The sequence below is a fragment of the Nocardioides sp. Z30_9 genome (genome assembly GCF_058215735.1).
The window spans coordinates 189,752-206,816 of sequence record NZ_JBZAJF010000002.1 but is presented as its reverse complement, the minus strand read 5'-3'; the positions used below and the strand labels follow the sequence as shown (position 1 = coordinate 206,816).

Genomic DNA, 17,065 nt, shown 5'->3' with positions numbered 1-17,065 from the left:
GTGTGCAGGGGCCGCCGAAGATGCCGGCTCTCCTGTCCCCCGACGTGCCACGGTCCGTCCGGCCGTCCGACCTCTGCTGAGGCCCTCATGTCCGAGCACCTGCCCCAGTCCGCCGAAGCCCCGCTGCGCCGCGACATCCGGATCGTGACCTCGATGCTGGGCAACACCCTGACCCGCACCCACGGCCAGGACCTGCTCGACCTCGTCGAGAGCGTGCGCAAGGCGGCGAAGGACGACACGCTGTCCCTGCCCGAGCTCGACGTGGCCACCGCGACGACGCTGGCGCGCGCGTTCACGGCGTACTTCCACCTCGCGAACGTCACCGAGCAGGAGCACCGCGGTCGCGCGCTGCTCGACGCCCGCGCCGAGGACGGCGGTCCGCTCAGCGGGGCACTCGCCCGCGTCCGCGAGAGCGGGATCGAGGCCTCCGACGTCGCCGAGGCCGTCTCGAACGTCGCGGTCCGGTCGGTGTTCACCGCGCACCCCACCGAGGTCCAGCGGCGTACGACGCTCGACAAGCTCCGCGCGGTCGCCGCCCTGCTCGAGGAGCCGGACACGGCTCGCCGGACCACCCGCCTCGAGGCGGCCGTGGACCTGCTCTGGCAGACCGACGAGCTGCGGGTGGAGCGACCCGAGGTGATCGACGAGGCGCGCAACGGCATCTACTACCTCGAGGGCCTGAACTCCGCCGCCGTCCTCGACGTGCTCGAGGAGCTCGAGGAGAACCTCGCCCCGTGGGACGTCGAGCTGCCGCTGACCACCAGCCCGCTGCGGTTCGGCACCTGGATGGGTGGCGACCGCGACGGCAACCCCAACGTGACCCCGGCGATGACCCGTGAGGTCCTCCGGCTGCAGGCCTCGCACGGCATCACCGTGATCCGCCGCAAGATCAACGACCTCCGGCGGACGCTCTCGGTCAGCGAGCGACTCTCCGAGGTCGCCCAGGACCTGCGCGACCGCACCGACGAGATGCTCGAGCGGCTCCCGGAGGTGGAGCCGCGCTACCGCCGGCTCAACATCGAGGAGCCCTACCGGCTGTTCCTGACCTGCGTGGACCTGCGGCTGCAGCTGACCGACGTGCGTGTCCGCCAGGGCGAGCCGCACCGGCCCGGCCGCGACTACCGCGACGACACCGAGCTGATGGACGACCTCCTCCTGCTGCACGGCTCGGTGGAGAAGTACCAGGGCCCGCTGATCGCCGGCGGGGACCTGCGCCGGCTGGTGCGCACCGTCGCGGCGTCGGGTCTCACCCTGGCGACCCTCGACGTGCGCGAGCACGCGGACAAGCACCACCACGCGGTCGGCCAGCTCATCGACAGGCTCGGCACCCTGGAGAAGCCCTACGCCGAGCTCGACCGCGACGAACGCCGCGAGCTGCTCAGCAAGGAGCTCACCGTGCACCGGCCGCTGTCGCACCAGCCACCGCCGATCGACGAGGACGGGCAGCAGACCGCGGAGATCTTCGCGGTCGTGGGGGAGTGCCTGGACGCGCTGGGGGAGCGGGCCATCGAGAGCTACATCATCTCGATGACCATGGACGTCGACGACGTGCTGGCCGCGGTGCTGCTCGCCCGCGAGGCCGGGCTGGTCGACCTCGCCGAGGGCACGGCCCGGATCGGGTTCGTCCCGCTGCTGGAGACCGTCCAGGAGCTCGAGCGTGCGGAGCCGATCCTGGACGGCCTGCTCAGCGACCCGTCGTACCGCAAGCTCGTGGCGGCCCGCGGCGACGTCCAGGAGGTCATGCTCGGCTACTCCGACTCCAACAAGTCCGGCGGCATCGCCACCTCGCAGTGGCAGATCCAGCGGGCCCAGCGCACGGCGCGCGACGTGGCCGCCAGGCACGGGGTCCGGCTGCGGTTCTTCCACGGCCGCGGCGGCTCGGTGGGACGCGGTGGCGGCCCGACGTACGACGCGATCATGGCGCTGCCCTTCGGCACCGTCGAGGGCGAGGTGAAGCTCACCGAGCAGGGCGAGGTGATCAGCGACAAGTACGCCCTGCCGGTCCTGGCGCGCGAGAACCTCGAGCTGCTGGTCGCCGGGACCCTGGAGGCCAGCCTGCTCCACCGCACCGACCGTCGTACGCCGGAGCAGGCGAGCCGGTGGGACGAGCTGATGGACCAGGTCTCGGAGCATGCGCACCGCCGCTACTGCGACCTCGTCGAGCGCCCCGAGCTGCCGGAGTACTTCCTGGCCTGCACCCCGGTCGACCTGCTCGGCTCGCTGCACATCGGGTCACGGCCCTCGCGTCGCCCGCAGCAGGACGGCGGCCTCGACGGGCTGCGCGCGATCCCGTGGGTGTTCGGCTGGACCCAGTCGCGCCAGATCGTGCCCGGCTGGTTCGGCGTCGGCTCGGGCCTGGCCGCGGTCGAGGAGCACCGTGACGACCTGCGCGAGATGTACGAGCACTGGCCGTTCTTCCGGACCTTCCTGGACAACGTCGCGATGACGCTGGCCAAGGCCGACCTCGACATCTCCGAGCGCTACGTCACCGCCCTGGCGCCGGAGCACACCCACGGCATCCTCGACATCGTCCGCGAGGAGTTCGAGCTCACGGTCGCGCAGGTGCTCGCGGTCACCGGCGACTCCGCGCTGCTGGACCGCGAGCCGGTGCTGCGACAGACCCTCGAGGTTCGCGAGAACTACCTCGAGCCGCTGCACCTGCTGCAGGTCCAGCTGCTGGAGCGGCGTCGCGCGAACGACGAGGAGGACCCCGAGCTCGAGCGGGCGCTGCTGCTGACGATCAACGGGATCGCGGCCGGGATGCGCAACACCGGCTGACCCGGCGGTGACCAGGCGACCTCGCAGCCAGCTCGTCGCGGCCCTCGTGGTCGTCGGCGTGACGGTGCTCCTCGGCGTGGCCTTCAGCCTGCTGCACCTGCCCTCAGCGGTGCTGTTCGCCTCGCTGCTCGGCGGGATGGCGCACGCGCTCACCTCCCGTACGCCGCTGCGGGTGCCGCGGCTGGCCTACCGCGTCGGCCAGGGGATCATCGGCGTCACGATCGGCTCCCTGGTCAGCCTCTCGTCCCTGGCGGCGATGGGCAGCGCGCTGCTGCCGATCGTGGCGATCACGATCGGCACCGTCGTGATCAGCCTGGTGGCCGGGAGGATCCTGGCCCTGCGCGACGACGTCACCCCGGTCACCGGCACCTTCGCGCTGATCGCCGGGGGAGCGTCCGGGGTGGTCGCGATCGCCAACGACCTCGGCGCCGACGACCGGGTGGTGACCGTGGTGCAGTACCTCCGGGTGCTCCTCGTGCTGCTGACGCTGCCGCTGGTGACGACCGTCGTCTTCGACCCGAAGGGCGGACAGGGCAGCTTCGAGCCGGGCGACGCACCGCTGCCGGCGCAGCTCCTCTTCGTTGCAGTGACGCTCGTGGGCGGGCTGGTGCTCGCCCGCGTCGTGCCGTTCGGCACCTCGACGTTGCTGGCACCCCTTGTCCTCGCGGCGGCGCTGGCCTCGTCGGGCTGGTTCGGGGACGTCTCGGTGCCGGTGCCCGTCCAGTGGGTCGGATACGCCCTGATCGGGATCCAGGTGGGGCTGCGGTTCACCCGCGCCAGCCTCGCCTCGATCACCCGGATGCTGCCGCTGGTGCTGGCCATCATCGTGGCGATGATCGCCCTCACCGGCGGCATGGGCGCGCTGCTGGCCTGGCTGACTCCCGTCGACGGGTTGACGGCGTACCTCGCGACGACGCCGGGCGGCCTGTTCGCCGTACTGGCCACCGCTGCCGACAGCGGGGCCGACGTCACCTACGTGATGGCGGTACAGCTGTTCCGGCTGGTGTTCATCCTGCTGCTCGTGCCGTTCCTCGCCCGCCGCCTGCAGTCGCGGGACTAGGTGGGCACGACCGGGGTCAGCCCTCGACCACGAGCCCGATCTCGCGGGCGAGCAGGGGCGCCAGCAGCACCAGCTGTGCGGAGGTGACGGTGGCCCCGCGGAGGTGGTTCACCCCGCTGACGTCGGTGAGCGTGGTGTCCCTCAGGTCCACGTGCTCGAGCTCGGCGTTCTGCACGTCGAGGTGGGCGACCCGGGTCCCGGGCAGCGCCACCCTGGTCAGCTTGGCCCGGCCCAGGTCGAGCTCGTCGATCTGGCAGTCGGTGAACACCACGTCGAGCAGCTCGCTGCCGCGCAGGTTGACGTAGGTGAGCTTGCACCCGACCAGGTGCACGCGGCGCCACTGCGCGTCGTAGGCCTCCAACGAGCCGACCCGGCCGGGGCCGATCTCCACGTCGCGCCACACCCCGCGGTTGGCCCTCGCCACGGGGACGTCGAGCCCGGCCAGCGTGGTGTCGTTGACCCGCGAGCTGGACAGCTCGAGGTCGTCGGCGGCGAGCCCGTCGAAGTGGCACTCGCTGATCGCCGACCCGTTGCCGAGGTCCAGGTGGTCGGCGTGCACCTGCTCGAACCGGCTCCGGTCCAGGTCGGCCCGCGGCCGCAGGTCGTCGTGGTCACCGGCGCGGAGCTCGCGGTGGAGCACGGGCTCGATGCGCGGTGCGGTGCGTCGTACGGTCGCCATCTCGGTCCTGTCGTGGGGATCGCCCCAGAATCCCATCCCCGCCCGGCCCCCTGCGCCGGTGGTGCGGAGGCTGTGGGGGGCATCACTTCCTTCGGGTGGGGGGAAACTGCCGCCGGTTCTGGGTAGACCCCTCCCATGCCCCAAACCCTGGACGAGCTGCTGGACGAGCACGGGACGACGTACGCCGAGGCGGCCGGGATCAGGCTGAAGGACGAGCCCGCCCCGCTCTACCAGCTGCTGGTGCTGACGATGCTCAGCTCGACGCGGATCTCGGCCGACGTCGCCGTGGCTGCAGCGCGGGAGCTGTTCGCGCAGGGGTGGCGTACGCCGGAGAGGATGCGTGACGCGACCTGGCGGCAGCGGGTGACGGCGCTGGGGCGCGCCGGCTACAAGAGGTACGACGAGAGCACCTCCACCAAGCTCGAGGAGGGGGCGGTGTGGCTGCTCGAGGAGTACGACGGAGACCTGCGCCGGATCCGTCCCCGCGGCCACGCGGGAGTGGAGGACCTGCTCGAGGCGGTGGCGCAGACGCCCCGGATCGGGCCGGTCGGGGCGCGGATCTTCTGCCGAGAGGTGCAGGACGTGTGGCCGGAGGTGTCGCCGTACTTCGACGACCGGGCGCTGCGCCGGGCGGAGAAGCTGGGGCTCCCGACCGAGCCCGCTGCCCTGGCCGAGCTGGCACCACGTGGGGAGGTCGCGAGGCTGGCGACGGCGCTGGTGCGGGCAGACCTCGCCGACCGGGGGTGAGGCGAGCGCCGCGCGGCGACGCGGGTCGGGCACGATGAGCGGCATGCCGGAAGCGATCACCACCAGCCCGCTCGAGACCCTGCGGACCGTGTTCGGCTACCCCGAGTTCCGCGGCGAGCAGGCGGCGATCATCGACACCGTCGTCTCCGGCGGGGACGCGCTCGTGCTGATGCCGACCGGCGCGGGCAAGTCGCTGTGCTACCAGGTCCCCGCCCTCGTGCGCCCAGGCACCGGCGTGGTCATCTCCCCGCTGATCGCGCTGATGCAGGACCAGGTGGACGCGCTGGCAGCCCTCGGCGTACGCGCCGCCTTCCTGAACTCCACCCAGGACGCCTCCGAGCGCCGCCGCGTCGAGGAGGCGTACGTCGCCGGGGAGCTCGACCTGCTCTACCTCGCCCCCGAGCGCCTCTCGGTGCCCTCGACCCTGCACCTGCTCGCGCGCGGCACCATCGCCCTGTTCGCCATCGACGAGGCGCACTGCGTGTCCTCGTGGGGGCACGACTTCCGCCCCGACTACCTCCAGCTCACCGTCCTCGGCGAGCGGTGGCCCGAGGTCCCCCGGATCGCGCTCACCGCGACCGCGACCGCCGCGACCGCCGCCGAGATCGCGCAGCGGCTCCACCTCGACGACGCGACCCGGTTCGTCGCGAGCTTCGACCGGCCCAACATCGAGTACCGGATCGTGCCCAAGGACAACCCCCGCGCCCAGCTGCTCGACCTGCTGCGCACCGAGCACGCCGGGGACGCGGGGATCGTGTACTGCCTCTCGCGCAAGTCGGTCGAGGAGACCGCGAAGTTCCTGGCCAAGAACGGCATCCCCGCGCTGCCGTACCACGCCGGCCTGGACGCCTCCGTGCGCGCGGAGCACCAGGCGAGGTTCCTGCGCGAGCCCGGGCTGGTGATGACGGCGACGATCGCGTTCGGGATGGGGATCGACAAACCCGACGTCCGGTTCGTGGCGCACCTGGACCTGCCGAAGTCGGTGGAGGGCTACTACCAGGAGACCGGGCGGGCCGGGCGCGACGGCGCCCCCGCGACCGCGTGGCTGGCCTACGGCCTCGCCGACGTGGTCCAGCAGCGCCGGATGATCGACGGCTCCGAGGGCGACGCCGCCCACAGGCGCCGGCTCGGGCAGCACCTCGACGCGATGCTCGCCCTGTGCGAGACCGTCGAGTGCCGGCGGGTACAGCTGCTCGGCTACTTCGGCCAGGAGTCGGGGCCGTGCGGCAACTGCGACACCTGCGCGGCACCACCGCAGACGTGGGACGGGACCATCCCCGCCCAGAAGGTGCTCTCGGCCGTCGTACGCCTGCACCAGCGCGGTCAGCGGTACGGCGCCGGCCACGTCGTCGACATCCTGCTCGGCAACGAGACCCCGCGCGTGACCCAGCTCGACCACACCACGCTGTCGGTCTTCGGCATCGGGACCGAGCTCGACGCGGCCGGGTGGCGCGGGGTGATCCGCCAGCTCCTCGCGCGGCGACTGCTCGCGGTCTCCGGCGACGGGTACGGCACCCTCGAGCTCACCGAGGGCTCCAACGAGGTGCTGCGCGGCGAGCGCACGGTCGCGCTCCGCACCGAGGCCCCCAAGGCTGCCCGCAAGCGCTCCTCGGGCGGTTCACGCACGGGCAAGGGCAAGGCCGACCAGGTCCCGCTGGACGCGGACGGCGAGGCACGGTTCGAGCGGCTGCGCGCCTGGCGTGCGGCGACCGCGAAGGAAGCCGGCCTTCCTGCCTACGTCGTCTTCCACGACGCGACGCTGCGCCAGGTGGCCGCCGAGATGCCGGCCACCACCACCGAGCTGGCCGGCATCTCGGGCATCGGCGCCGGCAAGATCGACAAGTGGGGCGCCGCGCTGCTCGAGGTGGTCCAGGGCTGACGGCTCCCCGAGCCGGTGCTCAGTCGCAGTAGTCGCAGATGCCGGAGGCCGGCACCGCGGTGAAGCACTTGGGGCACAGCGGGATCGGCTTCTCGGCGGGAGGCTCGGGCGCGGCCTTGCGCGCGGCGGGGGCTGCCTTGCGGGGAGTCCCCGGGACGCGCGTCGCGGCGGGCTTGCTCGCGGCGGCCTTGCGGACGGGCTTGAAGTGCGCGGTGCGCAGCGGGGTTCCGCCGTCGCGCGGCAGGCCGGCCGCCTCCCAGTGCCGGTAGCAGGCCAGCCGCTCGTGGGCGGCCTCCTCGTCCGGGTCCTCGGGGCGGGTGCCGCGGGCGAGCTCGACTGCGTCGGCGTACGCCGCACCCACGCTGCCCTGGATGCTCACGCACAGCGAGGAGAGCAGCGGCTCCCCGCGTGACTGGCAGTCCTGGGTGACGCGTTCGAGCACGTCGCCGATCCACTGGTGCATCGGCTGGGACGTGGTGATGCCGCTGGACTCCTGCACCGCGGTGGCGAGCGACTTGTAGGTGATCGTGGCGCGGTAGCGCCCTGCCACCTCGATCAGGGCCGGCCGCGCCGCCTCGGCCCAGGCCGTGCGGGCGGCTGTGGGTCCGACCTCCGCGGCGTCACGAGTTCCGGGGCTGGAGTCGGCTGTCACGAACCCTATTTTGACCCACCGGCAGCGCGGTCCCGACGGCGCCCCCCGGCCCCGGGAAGCAGCTCAGTTGGCGGCGGAGTGCTGCTCCTCGGACTGCCACTGGAGGCCGAGCGCGCTCTCGAGCTCCTCGAGCGCCTCGCCGCTGTAGACGGCCACCCGCTGCAGGTGCGGCAGCGTGTCGCGGCATCCCGTGTAGCCGATGCAGAAGGTGCTGGCGTTGCTCACCCCGGTGATGTTCAGGCCCTGGCCGTGGAAGAGCAGGCTCAGCGGGTAGTACTCCTCGAGCCGGGAGCCGTTGAAGTAGCGGGGCTCGCGCAGTCCCGGCACGTTGGAGATCACCAGGTTGGCGTCCGGGGGGCCGTAGCCGCCGACGCCGATCACCGCCGGCGCCAGGAACGGCCCCATCAGCACCGCGGTGTAGGCGTCCATCAGCGCGCCTCCCGCCTGCGGGAGCCGCTCCTTGGCCTGCTGCGTGGAGGCGCGGATCGCCTGGATCCGCTCGATCGGGTCGGCGATGTCGGTGCCCAGCTCGGTGTAGAGGAACGTGATGGCGTTGCCGACGCTGATCGCGCCCTCGGGACGCACCGAGACCGGCACGTTCGCGGTCAGGGTCTGCGCGGGGAGCGCGTCGAGCTCGAGCAGGTAGCGGCGCAGCGCCCCTCCGCAGATGGCGAGGAAGACGTCGTTGAGGCTGCCGCCCGCCGCCTTCGCGACGGCCTTGAGCCGGTCCATCTCGTAGTTCTGGGTGGCGAAGCGTCGCGGTGCGTGGATCCGGGAGTTGAGCACCGACCTCGGGGCCCGGAACGGTACGGCGCGGTCGCCACCTCCGAGCCCGGTCAGGCTCTCGGTGTACGTCCTGGCCAGCGACTGCGCCACCGAGACGGCACTCTTCGCGCCGGCGAGCGGGTCCGGGTCCTTCTCGACCGTCGCCAGGGTCTTCGTCGGTGCGGGCTCGTCCAGGCCGGACTGGTCGGGACCGCTCATCCCGATCGCCCACGGCGGCAGCATCTCCTGGGCCTCCGGGTCCACCGAGAACATCCGGCGGGCCAGCCGCAGCCCACCCACACCGTCGATCTGGGAGTGGTGCACCTTGATGTAGAGCGACCACTTCCCTTCCTCGACGCCCTCGATGACGTGGCACTCCCACAGCGGGTAGCGCCGGTCGAGCCGCTGCGAGTGAAGCCGGGACACCAGGACGCCGAGCGCGCGCTGGCCGCCCGGGGAGGGGACTGCCGAGTGCCGCAGGTGGTAGTCGATGTCGATCTGCTCGTCCGGGACCTGCTTCCAGCGCGGCACCCCGGGACCCCGGAGCAGGTAATTGAACGGCGGTGCGAAGGTGCGCACCCGCCGCCACTCGTTGATCAGGTCCTCGAGGTAGCAGTCGTCCGCGTCCTCGGGCATGGAGAACGTGGCGAGCACGCCCACGTGCATCGGCGTACGACGGCTCTCCGCGAACAGCCACGCGGCGTCGTTGATCTTCAGGACCTTGCTGGGGAGTCGGGCCACGTCGCACCTCTTTCGGGGACGCAACATGTATCACCTGGGTGGGCCAGGCTGCGTCCGAAGCCCGATCCCTTCTGCCGGTGGGTCACCTCGCCCGGTGCTCAGCTCAGCTTGAGCACCTTGATCGCCTGCTCGGCCATCTTGGCCTCGCCGAGCGCGTTCGGGTGCACGATCACCGGGTTGGTTCCGCCCACCACGGGCTCGACCCAGCGCACGCCGATCGGCTTGCAGGCGTCGTGGCCGTTGGAGACGGTGTTCAGGTCGACGTACGTCGCGCCGGTCGCCGCCGCCGCCCGGCGGATCGCGTCGTTGAGCGTGCCCTGCAGGTTGCGCAGGTAGGGCACGTCACCGGTCGCGAGCGGCAGCTGCGGGAAGCAGCCTCCGGTCGCAGGCACGATCCAGGGGTAGCTGAGGATGCCGACCTTGGCCTTGGGCGCCTTGGCGCGGACCGCCCGCAGCGACCTCACCAGCGCCGGGTACGTCGTCTGCTTGATCGTGTCGGTGAACGAGGAGCCGTACTTGTCCTTGCACGGGCTGCCCTTGCCCAGCGTCGAGATGCCGGCGAGACCGCACTGGGCGATCGCGTTGATGAACACGCTGCTGTCGTTGCCCCCGATCGTCATCGTGACCAGCCGGGTGTCCTTGGTGACCGCGTCGAGCTGGGCCGGGACGCCCGGGTACTGCGGGCTGAAGTAGTCGTCGGTGTCGGCGGCGCCGCAGGTGACGTCGGTGAGCTGGGTCGCGGTCCGCGAGGCGATCACGTGCGGGTAGTTGCGCGTGGACCGCAGGCAGATCGGTGACGCCTTCGGGTCCAGCGGCAGTACACCGGAGGCGGCGCTGTAGGAGTCGCCGAGCGCGACATAGCGCACGGTGCTGCTCGCGCCCGAGGGCGCAGCCACGCCGGTGATCGCGGTGGCGGCGACTGCCGCGGTGGTGAGGACGGCAGCGAGCAGTCGACGGCGCACGGCGAGACTCCGATGATCGGGGGTGGTGAGATCTCAAACGAGACCTTCGCCCCCGGGTTACGAGTCCTCGGGCGCGTCCTTGAGGAAGAGGTACCAGTAGGACGTGGACACGAAGATCACCGCGCCCACGAGGTTGCCCGCGCCGGCGAGGAGCCAGTTGAGCAGCACGTCACCCAAACCGATGCCGGGCACGTCGGTGAACATGGCGGCGGGCAGGAAGAACATGTTGGCCACGACGTGGTCGAAGCCCATCGCCACGAACGCCATGATCGGGAAGAAGATGGCGAGGATCTTGCCCGAGACCGCCTTCGAGGACAGGGACATCCACACCGCCAGGCACACCAGCCAGTTGCAGCCGACCGCCCGCAGGAACGTCTGCCACGCCGTGTGCCCGGTCTTGTCGCCGACGATCGTCGCGAGCCGCTCGTGCGTCAGCCCCGCGGTGCTCGCCGCGTCGGCCCCGGCCCCTCCGATGACACCGGTCTGCACCGCGAGGAAGAACGCGACGAAGAGGGCGCCGAGGAGGTTGCCGATGAGCACGAGGGTGAGGTTGCGGGCGACGTCACCGACCTTGAGCTTGCCCTGCATCGCGCCCAGCGGGACCAGCATCATGTTGCCGGTCGCCAGGTCGGAGCCGGCGATCACCACCAGCACCAGCCCCAGGGTGAACGCGGCACCGGTGAACAGCGTGGGCAGTGTGCCCCAGGTCTCCGGGTCGAGGCCGGAGGAGACCGTGATCGCGACCATCGCCCCGAAGGCGATGTAGGCGCCGGCCAGGAACGAGCTGAGCAGCACCCGGTCCCACGACTTCTTCGACTTCTTCACGCCGGTGGCGACGGCTACCTCGGCCATCTCCTGCGGTTCTCGAGCGGACATGCGCGCCTCCAGGGGTCTCCTGCGCGCAGGTACCCGAGGTCTGGAACCGTGAAACGCGACTCGTCCAGCAGCCGAGAACGATAAGGACCCCCGGTCGGCACCTGCGTGCCGGTCCGGGGGTCCTCCTGTGCTGTGCGCCTGTAGGGATTCGAACCCCAAACCTTCTGATCCGTAGTCAGATGCTCTATCCGTTGAGCTACAGGCGCCCGTCCCCGAGGTTGACCTCAGAAGACTGCGCAACTCTAGCGGACGACCCCCGTGGCCTCGAAATCGGCCGCCTCCGACCGGGGCGTGCGACCCCGGGTGCACCGGCGTACCGGCCGCCCACGGGCGCCTCGTCGGGCGGGGGCTGCCGCGTGTCGACGTGAGACTCGACACACCGGCTCGGGGCACGAGACGGCTGGATCGATCCAATAGGCCGATTCCGAACCGGCACGTAGATTCCCTCCCAACCTCGCTTACCGCTCTGTGAGAAACGGGCAGTAACTTGGGTGAACCATCTGGGTGGTGCAGCGTCGCGGCACCCGACAGGCAGTTTTGCAAGGACACACACCGTCGATGCGTTCGACGGCCGGTCTGGCCCCTCCGGGCACGGCCGCGAAATGCTCGAGAGGTAGACAAGGCATGACCGCCGAGACGTCGAACCAGACCATCACCGAGGACGCGCCCACCACGCACGAAGGCATTCTGGCCTTCGTCCGCGAGGCAGCCGAGCTCACCACCCCGGACCGCATCTACTGGTGCACCGGCTCCGACGAGGAGTGGGTCGAGGTCACCGACGCGCTCGTGGCCAGTGGCACCTTCACCCGCCTGGACCCGGAGAAGAAGCCCAACTCCTTCCACGCCGCCTCCGACCCCACCGACGTGGCGCGGGTCGAGGACCGGACCTACATCTGCTCGGTCGACGAGCGCGACTGCGGGCCCACCAACAACTGGATGGACCCCAACGAGATGAAGGCCGTCATGCGCGGGCTCTACGCCGGCTGCATGAAGGGCCGCACGATGTACGTCATCCCGTTCGTGATGGGTCACCTCGAGGCCGAGAGCCCGATGTTCGGCGTCGAGATCACCGACTCGGCGTACGTCACCGCGAGCATGCGCGTGATGGCCCGGATGGGCACCAACGTGCTGCGCCGGATGGAGGAGCTCGACGCCGACTTCGTGCCCGCGTTGCACTCCGTGGGAATGCCGCTGGAGGAGGGCCAGGAGGACGTCGCCTGGCCGTGCAACGACACCAAGTACATCGTGCAGTTCCCCGAGGAGCGCAAGATCTGGTCCTTCGGCTCCGGGTACGGCGGCAACGCCCTGCTGGGCAAGAAGTGCTACGCGCTCCGGATCGCCAGCGCCAAGGCGCGCGACGAGGGCTGGATGGCCGAGCACATGCTCATCCTGAAGCTGACCAACCCCGACAAGGTCACCAAGTACATCGCCGCGGCCTTCCCCAGCGCCTGCGGCAAGACCAACCTGGCCATGCTCGAGCCGACCATCCCCGGCTGGAAGGTCGAGGCCATCGGCGACGACATCGCCTGGATGCGGATCGGTGAGGACGGCCGGCTGTGGGCGGTCAACCCCGAGTTCGGCTTCTTCGGCGTCGCCCCCGGCACCAACGAGCACACCAACCCGAACGCGATGAAGACGATCAACATCGGCAACTCGGTGTTCACCAACGTCGCGCTCACCGACGACGGCGACGTCTGGTGGGAGGGCCTGGAGAACCCGCCGGCCCACGCCACCTCGTGGAAGGGCGAGCCCTGGACTCCCGACTCCGAGGAGCCCTCCAGCCACGCCAACAGCCGGTACTGCACCCCGATCAAGCAGTGCCCGATCCTCGCGCCCGAGTACGACGACCCGCGCGGTGTCCCGATCGACGCCATCCTGTTCGGTGGCCGCCGCAAGACGACCATCCCCCTCGTGACCGAGGCCCGCGACTGGGTCCACGGCACGTTCATGGGTGCGACGCTCTCCAGCGAGACCACCGCCGCGGCGACCGGTGCGGTCGGCGTGGTCCGTCGCGACCCGATGGCGATGCTGCCGTTCATCGGCTACAACGCCGGTGACTACTTCAGCCACTGGATCAAGATGGGCAAGGAGAACGACGAGGCGAAGATGCCGCGCATCTTCTACGTCAACTGGTTCCGTCGCAACGACGACGGTGGCTTCCTGTGGCCGGGCTTCGGCGAGAACAGCCGCGTGCTCAAGTGGGTCATCGACCGGATGGAGGGCCAGGCCGCTGCGGTCGAGACCCCCATCGGGCACGTGCCGGCCCCGGGCTCGCTCGACATCGACGGCCTCGACGTGACCGAGGAGGACCTCGCCAAGGCCCTCGCCGTGGACGTCGAGGAGTGGAAGCGCGAGATCCCCGAGATCTCCGAGTGGTTCGAGAAGTTCGGCGACGACCTTCCCGCCGTGCTGTGGACCGAGCTCGACGGCCTCAAGGCACGCCTCGGCGTCTGAGGCACCCGCCCCACCAGCAGATCCGCCAGGACCCGCACCCGTTCCCGGGTGCGGGTCCTGCTGCTTTCCCGCACCCTCACGTGGGGGGAACGCAGAACCGCTCCGGACCCTGGGGGTCCGGAGCGGTCATCTTGCGGAGGTGGCGGGATTTGAACCCGCGAGAGGGCACAACCCTCAACCCGCTTAGCAGGCGGGCGCCATAAACCGGGCTAGGCGACACCTCCCCGTTCCGGCAGGCACAGGTTACCCACCGAGGGGCACCGGAGGACAACCGGGCTGGTCTGAACGCCGGATCAGCGGAGCTTGCGGTAGCCGTGGCCCCGGTCGAGACGCTCCGACAGGGCCTGCGTGAGGGCGGCCGGGTCCCCCTCGATGAGGTCCACCGGCAGGCTCGTCGTACGCCCGTCGCGCAGGCGGAGGACCAGTTGGCGGTTGCCGGCCTCGTTGACCGCCTGCAGGTCGAGCACGTCGACCCACCGGGCCGACTTCGCCTGCGCCGAGCGCAGCACCCGGACCCGGTAGCCGAGGTCGTCGAGCCGGACCACCCAGTGCCGGACGCCGACGAGCAGGCCGAGGGCGGCTGCGCCCACCAGGGCCAGCACCACCAACCCGGTGACGTAGGCCGAGGGCACTCCGATCAGCCACGCCAGCAGCGCGCCCAGCAGCACCACGGCGCCGATGGCGACCAGCCCGGTGCCCAGCAGCCGTGCGCGCAGGACGGGGGCGAGGGCGAAGTCGAGGTGACCACCGGGGGCGGGACCGGACGAGTCGGCAGGGGGGTTGCTCACCCGGCGATTACACCCGAACGCGCAGGCCCCACAAAACTGGCCCTTGTCCCGATGGTGTGAACTGGATCACACTGTGTTCTCCATCTCGGACGCAGGCCCGAAAGGTGGTGCGGGATGTCTTCACTCGAGATCGCGCTCAGGGAGCTAGGCCAGATCCTCGCCAGTGACAGCACGGCGCCCGAGTGGCGGTGGAAGGTGCGGGGACGCCTCTCGGAGGTCAAGGAGGCGCTGTCCCTGCCGCAGGGCCGCCCACGGGAGGCCTGGCTGACCGCTCGCACCCACCTCTCCGACCGGGACCGGTCCCGTCTCCGGACACGCGTGGCAGCTTTGTCCGCGGGGGTGCTGGGCGAGCTGGACACCGACGCCGTCCTGCGCGAGACCCGTCGGCTCCTCGCCGACCTCGAGCACCACCAGCAGCGCCTCCACGACCTGGTCTACGACGCCGTCTCGCTGGAGCTCGGCGGCTCGGACTAGTTGCACGCGGCAGCGACGCCGACCGGGCCTGCCCACCGGGCCCGCGAGGCCACTAGACTCTGGCACGGTCCGCGAGGACCACGGAGGGGTGCCGGAGCGGCCGATCGGAACCGCCTTGAAAGCGGTCGCTGGCAGAGATGTCAGCCGCGGGTTCGAATCCCGCCCCCTCTGCTGACGGCCCGGGTCCTGCTGAGCCGGGCCAGGCGGGGGCCCGCCGTCACTGCAGCGGGTACAGCCGGGGTGGTTCCTCCCGCAGCGCCGGCGGCGTCCCGTGGCCGCTCACGGCGCGTTCCAGCCGGACCAGGAGCGCCGCCACGAGCAGGCCCAGCACCAGGCTGTAGACGACGGCCAGGCCCGCGCCGACCGACCAGTCACTCCCCGAGAGGTCGGCCGCCAGGTGCGCGGTCGTTGCGGCACCGAACGCGCACGCCCACCAGCCCTGGCGGCGCCGTGAGCGCAGCGAGACGCCCCAGGCGAGCGCCGGGATGCCGACCAGGAAGTCGACCGGGTGCGGTACGCCGGCCAGCGCCCTGCGCAGGTCGTCCTGCGCCGAGCGCACCTGGGTGACCAGCTCCGGGGAGCCGTACTCGGTGAGGGCAGCCGTGTAGACGACCACCACCACCAGCAGGACCAGGGCGCCGGCCAAGAGCAGGAGGCCGCGGCGGCCCAGCAGGTGCAGCCCGCCGGCGGGACGGTGGACCAGCAGGGCCGCGCAGACCAGCGTGAGCGCGAGGACCGTGTAGCCGAACCTCTCGGTGTCGAGGTCCGCGAGGAACCCCGCGGCGGCGAGGCCTCCGGTCGCGGCGACGAGCAGCGCGACCACCACCTCCCGCGCGACCGCGACCGGACCGGACGCGGGCCGGGTCCCCAGCACCGCCAGGCACGATCCCGCCACGGCAGCGCCCACCGCGGCCCCCGCCAGGAGGGGCTCCCAGCCGGTGACCACCGCGGTCACCCCCAGGGTGAGTGCGAACCCGGACGCCAGCGGCACCGAGGTCCCCGACCGGACGGCGAGACCGACCGCGAGCACGACCGCGAGAGCCACGGCGATCGACTGCCGGACCAGGTCGGGTGCGTCGAGGACCTGGAGCAGCGCCGAGGCACCCGCGAGGACCACCAGCGCGACGGCCCACGACCTCCGCCTCCCGGCGAACGGGCGCCACTGGGGGGCGACGTCGGAGGTGGCCGGCGAGGCACCGGCACGGCGGGAACCGGGGCCGGGCTCACGCGTGCGGTCGGGGTGCTCCGGGGTCGCCTCGTACCCGCCGGGCAGCAGCCGACGGCCAGGCGTTCTCCTCAGCACCGGCACCGGGTGAGATTACCAACCCGTCTCAGATCCGCCGGTTCTCCAGCGACGGGTTCGTCCGGCGTACCTCCGCGACCGCGGAGCGGTCGATCACCGCGTCGAGGACCGCGGGATCCCCGTCGGCCTCGGCCACGACGTCGCCGTCGGGGGCCACCACCATCGAGTGCCCGGTGTAGCGGGGGGCCGGCTGGCCCACGCCGATGACCCAGACGGTGTTCTCGATCGCCCGCGCCCGCAGCAGCGTCCGCCAGTGGTCGACCTTGCGCGGGCCGGCGACCCAGGCCGCCGGGACCACCAGCGCCTCGGCGCCCTGCTCGACCAGCGTGCGGGCCAGCTCGGGGAACCGCAGGTCGTAGCAGGTCATCAGCCCGAGCGGGAACCCCCTGACCTCGACCGGGGCAGGCTGCACCTCCCCGGCACTGACGGTGTCGGACTCGCGGTAGCCGAACGAGTCGTAGAGATGGATCTTGCGGTACGCCGAGAGCCGGTCCTCATCGGTGAGCACCAGCGTGTTCAGCGGACGGGCGGGGTCGGGTGCGACCTCGAACATGCCTGCGAGCCAGGCAGCCCCCGTCGCCTTGCCTGCGCGGCGCAGGGCCTCGGTGAACGGCCCCTCCAGCGGCTCGGCGTACGGCGCCAGGTCCGACCCGGCCTCGCCGAAGTCACGGGCGAACGCCTCGGGCAGGACCACGAGGTCGGGCTCGCCGTCGAGGGTGGCGACCTCCTCCAGCGCGGCCAGGTTCTCGGCCGGGTCGAGCCCCGAGGCCCGCTGCACCAGGCGCACCCGGAGCCGGTCGCTGGGGGCTGTCCCGCCCGTGGCTGCGGACCGGTCGCCCGGCTGGGTGTGCGTGGAGGTCTCGGCCATGGCTCCCACAGTGCCAGTCCGGGTGCCAGACTCTCCAGT

General features: G+C 71.6%; 14 protein-coding genes and 3 tRNA genes. 7 read left to right on the top strand and 10 right to left on the bottom strand.

The features are described 5' to 3' along the window. Positions 1 to 87 precede the first annotated feature (87 nt). Positions 88 to 2,778 carry a phosphoenolpyruvate carboxylase gene (gene ppc / locus AC4BGB_RS11670; RefSeq protein ID WP_490547018.1) on the top strand — a complete coding sequence of 897 codons (2,691 nt, stop codon included), beginning with the start codon at positions 88 to 90 and terminating at the stop codon, positions 2,776 to 2,778. 7 nt (positions 2,779 to 2,785) lie between these two features. Then, positions 2,786 to 3,838, top strand: a complete 1,053-nt coding sequence (locus AC4BGB_RS11665) for an AbrB family transcriptional regulator (protein WP_490547017.1) — start codon at positions 2,786 to 2,788, stop codon at positions 3,836 to 3,838. Positions 3,839 to 3,854: 16 nt separating this feature from the next. Here the strand turns inward: AC4BGB_RS11665 and AC4BGB_RS11660 are convergent, their stop codons facing one another. Then, complete coding sequence (locus tag AC4BGB_RS11660) at positions 3,855 to 4,517, bottom strand: pentapeptide repeat-containing protein (RefSeq protein WP_490547016.1); 663 nt, start codon at positions 4,515 to 4,517, stop codon at positions 3,855 to 3,857. A 135-nt stretch (positions 4,518 to 4,652) separates the two neighbouring features. Here AC4BGB_RS11660 and AC4BGB_RS11655 point away from each other — a divergent pair, with 135 nt between their 5' ends. Together AC4BGB_RS11655 and recQ are read left to right on the top strand one after the other, a co-directional pair. Then, complete coding sequence (locus AC4BGB_RS11655; protein WP_490547015.1) at positions 4,653 to 5,264, top strand: endonuclease; 612 nt, start codon at positions 4,653 to 4,655, stop codon at positions 5,262 to 5,264. Positions 5,265 to 5,307: 43 nt separating this feature from the next. Next, a complete protein-coding gene (gene recQ, locus AC4BGB_RS11650; protein WP_490547014.1) occupies positions 5,308 to 7,143 on the top strand; it encodes a DNA helicase RecQ in 1,836 nt (611 codons plus the stop codon). A gap of 19 nt (positions 7,144 to 7,162) precedes the next feature. On the opposite strand, the gene AC4BGB_RS11645 is transcribed toward recQ, so the two are convergent. From AC4BGB_RS11645 to AC4BGB_RS11625, 5 genes are all read right to left on the bottom strand, one after another. After that, positions 7,163 to 7,795 (bottom strand): hypothetical protein, encoded by a 633-nt coding sequence (locus tag AC4BGB_RS11645; RefSeq protein ID WP_490547013.1) that lies wholly within the window; start codon positions 7,793 to 7,795, stop codon positions 7,163 to 7,165. A 63-nt stretch (positions 7,796 to 7,858) separates the two neighbouring features. After that, positions 7,859 to 9,301 carry a WS/DGAT/MGAT family O-acyltransferase gene (locus AC4BGB_RS11640; protein WP_490547012.1) on the bottom strand — a complete coding sequence of 481 codons (1,443 nt, stop codon included), beginning with the start codon at positions 9,299 to 9,301 and terminating at the stop codon, positions 7,859 to 7,861. Between the two features lie 98 nt (positions 9,302 to 9,399). After that, positions 9,400 to 10,263 carry an SGNH/GDSL hydrolase family protein gene (locus AC4BGB_RS11635; RefSeq protein WP_490547011.1) on the bottom strand — a complete coding sequence of 288 codons (864 nt, stop codon included), beginning with the start codon at positions 10,261 to 10,263 and terminating at the stop codon, positions 9,400 to 9,402. A gap of 57 nt (positions 10,264 to 10,320) precedes the next feature. Then, on the bottom strand, positions 10,321 to 11,139 hold the full coding sequence (locus tag AC4BGB_RS11630; protein WP_490547010.1) for a formate/nitrite transporter family protein: 819 nt from the start codon (positions 11,137 to 11,139) through the stop codon (positions 10,321 to 10,323). Between the two features lie 133 nt (positions 11,140 to 11,272). After that, positions 11,273 to 11,345, bottom strand: a tRNA-Arg gene (locus tag AC4BGB_RS11625). A gap of 418 nt (positions 11,346 to 11,763) precedes the next feature. On the opposite strand from AC4BGB_RS11625, the gene AC4BGB_RS11620 reads away from it, so the two are divergent. Further along, positions 11,764 to 13,593, top strand: coding sequence for a phosphoenolpyruvate carboxykinase (GTP) (locus tag AC4BGB_RS11620; protein ID WP_490547009.1), 1,830 nt, complete (start codon positions 11,764 to 11,766; stop codon positions 13,591 to 13,593). 134 nt (positions 13,594 to 13,727) lie between these two features. Here AC4BGB_RS11620 and AC4BGB_RS11615 read toward each other — a convergent pair. After that, positions 13,728 to 13,817: transfer RNA gene (locus AC4BGB_RS11615), tRNA-Ser, on the bottom strand. Between the two features lie 69 nt (positions 13,818 to 13,886). After that, a complete protein-coding gene (locus AC4BGB_RS11610; protein ID WP_490547008.1) occupies positions 13,887 to 14,381 on the bottom strand; it encodes a hypothetical protein in 495 nt (164 codons plus the stop codon). 114 nt (positions 14,382 to 14,495) lie between these two features. Here AC4BGB_RS11610 and AC4BGB_RS11605 point away from each other — a divergent pair, with 114 nt between their 5' ends. Together AC4BGB_RS11605 and AC4BGB_RS11600 are read left to right on the top strand one after the other, a co-directional pair. Beyond that, positions 14,496 to 14,855, top strand: a complete 360-nt coding sequence (locus AC4BGB_RS11605) for a hypothetical protein (RefSeq protein WP_490547007.1) — start codon at positions 14,496 to 14,498, stop codon at positions 14,853 to 14,855. Positions 14,856 to 14,937: 82 nt separating this feature from the next. Then, positions 14,938 to 15,026: transfer RNA gene (locus AC4BGB_RS11600), tRNA-Ser, on the top strand. 46 nt (positions 15,027 to 15,072) lie between these two features. On the opposite strand, the gene AC4BGB_RS11595 is transcribed toward AC4BGB_RS11600, so the two are convergent. Further along, a complete protein-coding gene (locus tag AC4BGB_RS11595; RefSeq protein ID WP_490547005.1) occupies positions 15,073 to 16,164 on the bottom strand; it encodes a hypothetical protein in 1,092 nt (363 codons plus the stop codon). A gap of 22 nt (positions 16,165 to 16,186) precedes the next feature. Beyond that, positions 16,187 to 17,026 carry a carbon-nitrogen hydrolase family protein gene (locus AC4BGB_RS11590; protein ID WP_490547004.1) on the bottom strand — a complete coding sequence of 280 codons (840 nt, stop codon included), beginning with the start codon at positions 17,024 to 17,026 and terminating at the stop codon, positions 16,187 to 16,189. Positions 17,027 to 17,065: the final 39 nt, after the last annotated feature.

What these genes read in the sequence shown, in the direction of transcription:
- recQ (WP_490547014.1), top strand. Translation starts at nt 5,308, where the DNA reads ATGCCGGAAGCGATCACCACCAGCCCGCTCGAGACCCTGCGGACCGTG.
- AC4BGB_RS11660 (WP_490547016.1), bottom strand. Translation starts at nt 4,517, where the DNA reads ATGGCGACCGTACGACGCACCGCACCGCGCATCGAGCCCGTGCTCCAC.
- AC4BGB_RS11590 (WP_490547004.1), bottom strand. Translation starts at nt 17,026, where the DNA reads ATGGCCGAGACCTCCACGCACACCCAGCCGGGCGACCGGTCCGCAGCC.
- AC4BGB_RS11605 (WP_490547007.1), top strand. Translation starts at nt 14,496, where the DNA reads ATGTCTTCACTCGAGATCGCGCTCAGGGAGCTAGGCCAGATCCTCGCC.
- AC4BGB_RS11620 (WP_490547009.1), top strand. Translation starts at nt 11,764, where the DNA reads ATGACCGCCGAGACGTCGAACCAGACCATCACCGAGGACGCGCCCACC.
- AC4BGB_RS11630 (WP_490547010.1), bottom strand. Translation starts at nt 11,139, where the DNA reads ATGTCCGCTCGAGAACCGCAGGAGATGGCCGAGGTAGCCGTCGCCACC.
- ppc (WP_490547018.1), top strand. Translation starts at nt 88, where the DNA reads ATGTCCGAGCACCTGCCCCAGTCCGCCGAAGCCCCGCTGCGCCGCGAC.
- AC4BGB_RS11655 (WP_490547015.1), top strand. Translation starts at nt 4,653, where the DNA reads ATGCCCCAAACCCTGGACGAGCTGCTGGACGAGCACGGGACGACGTAC.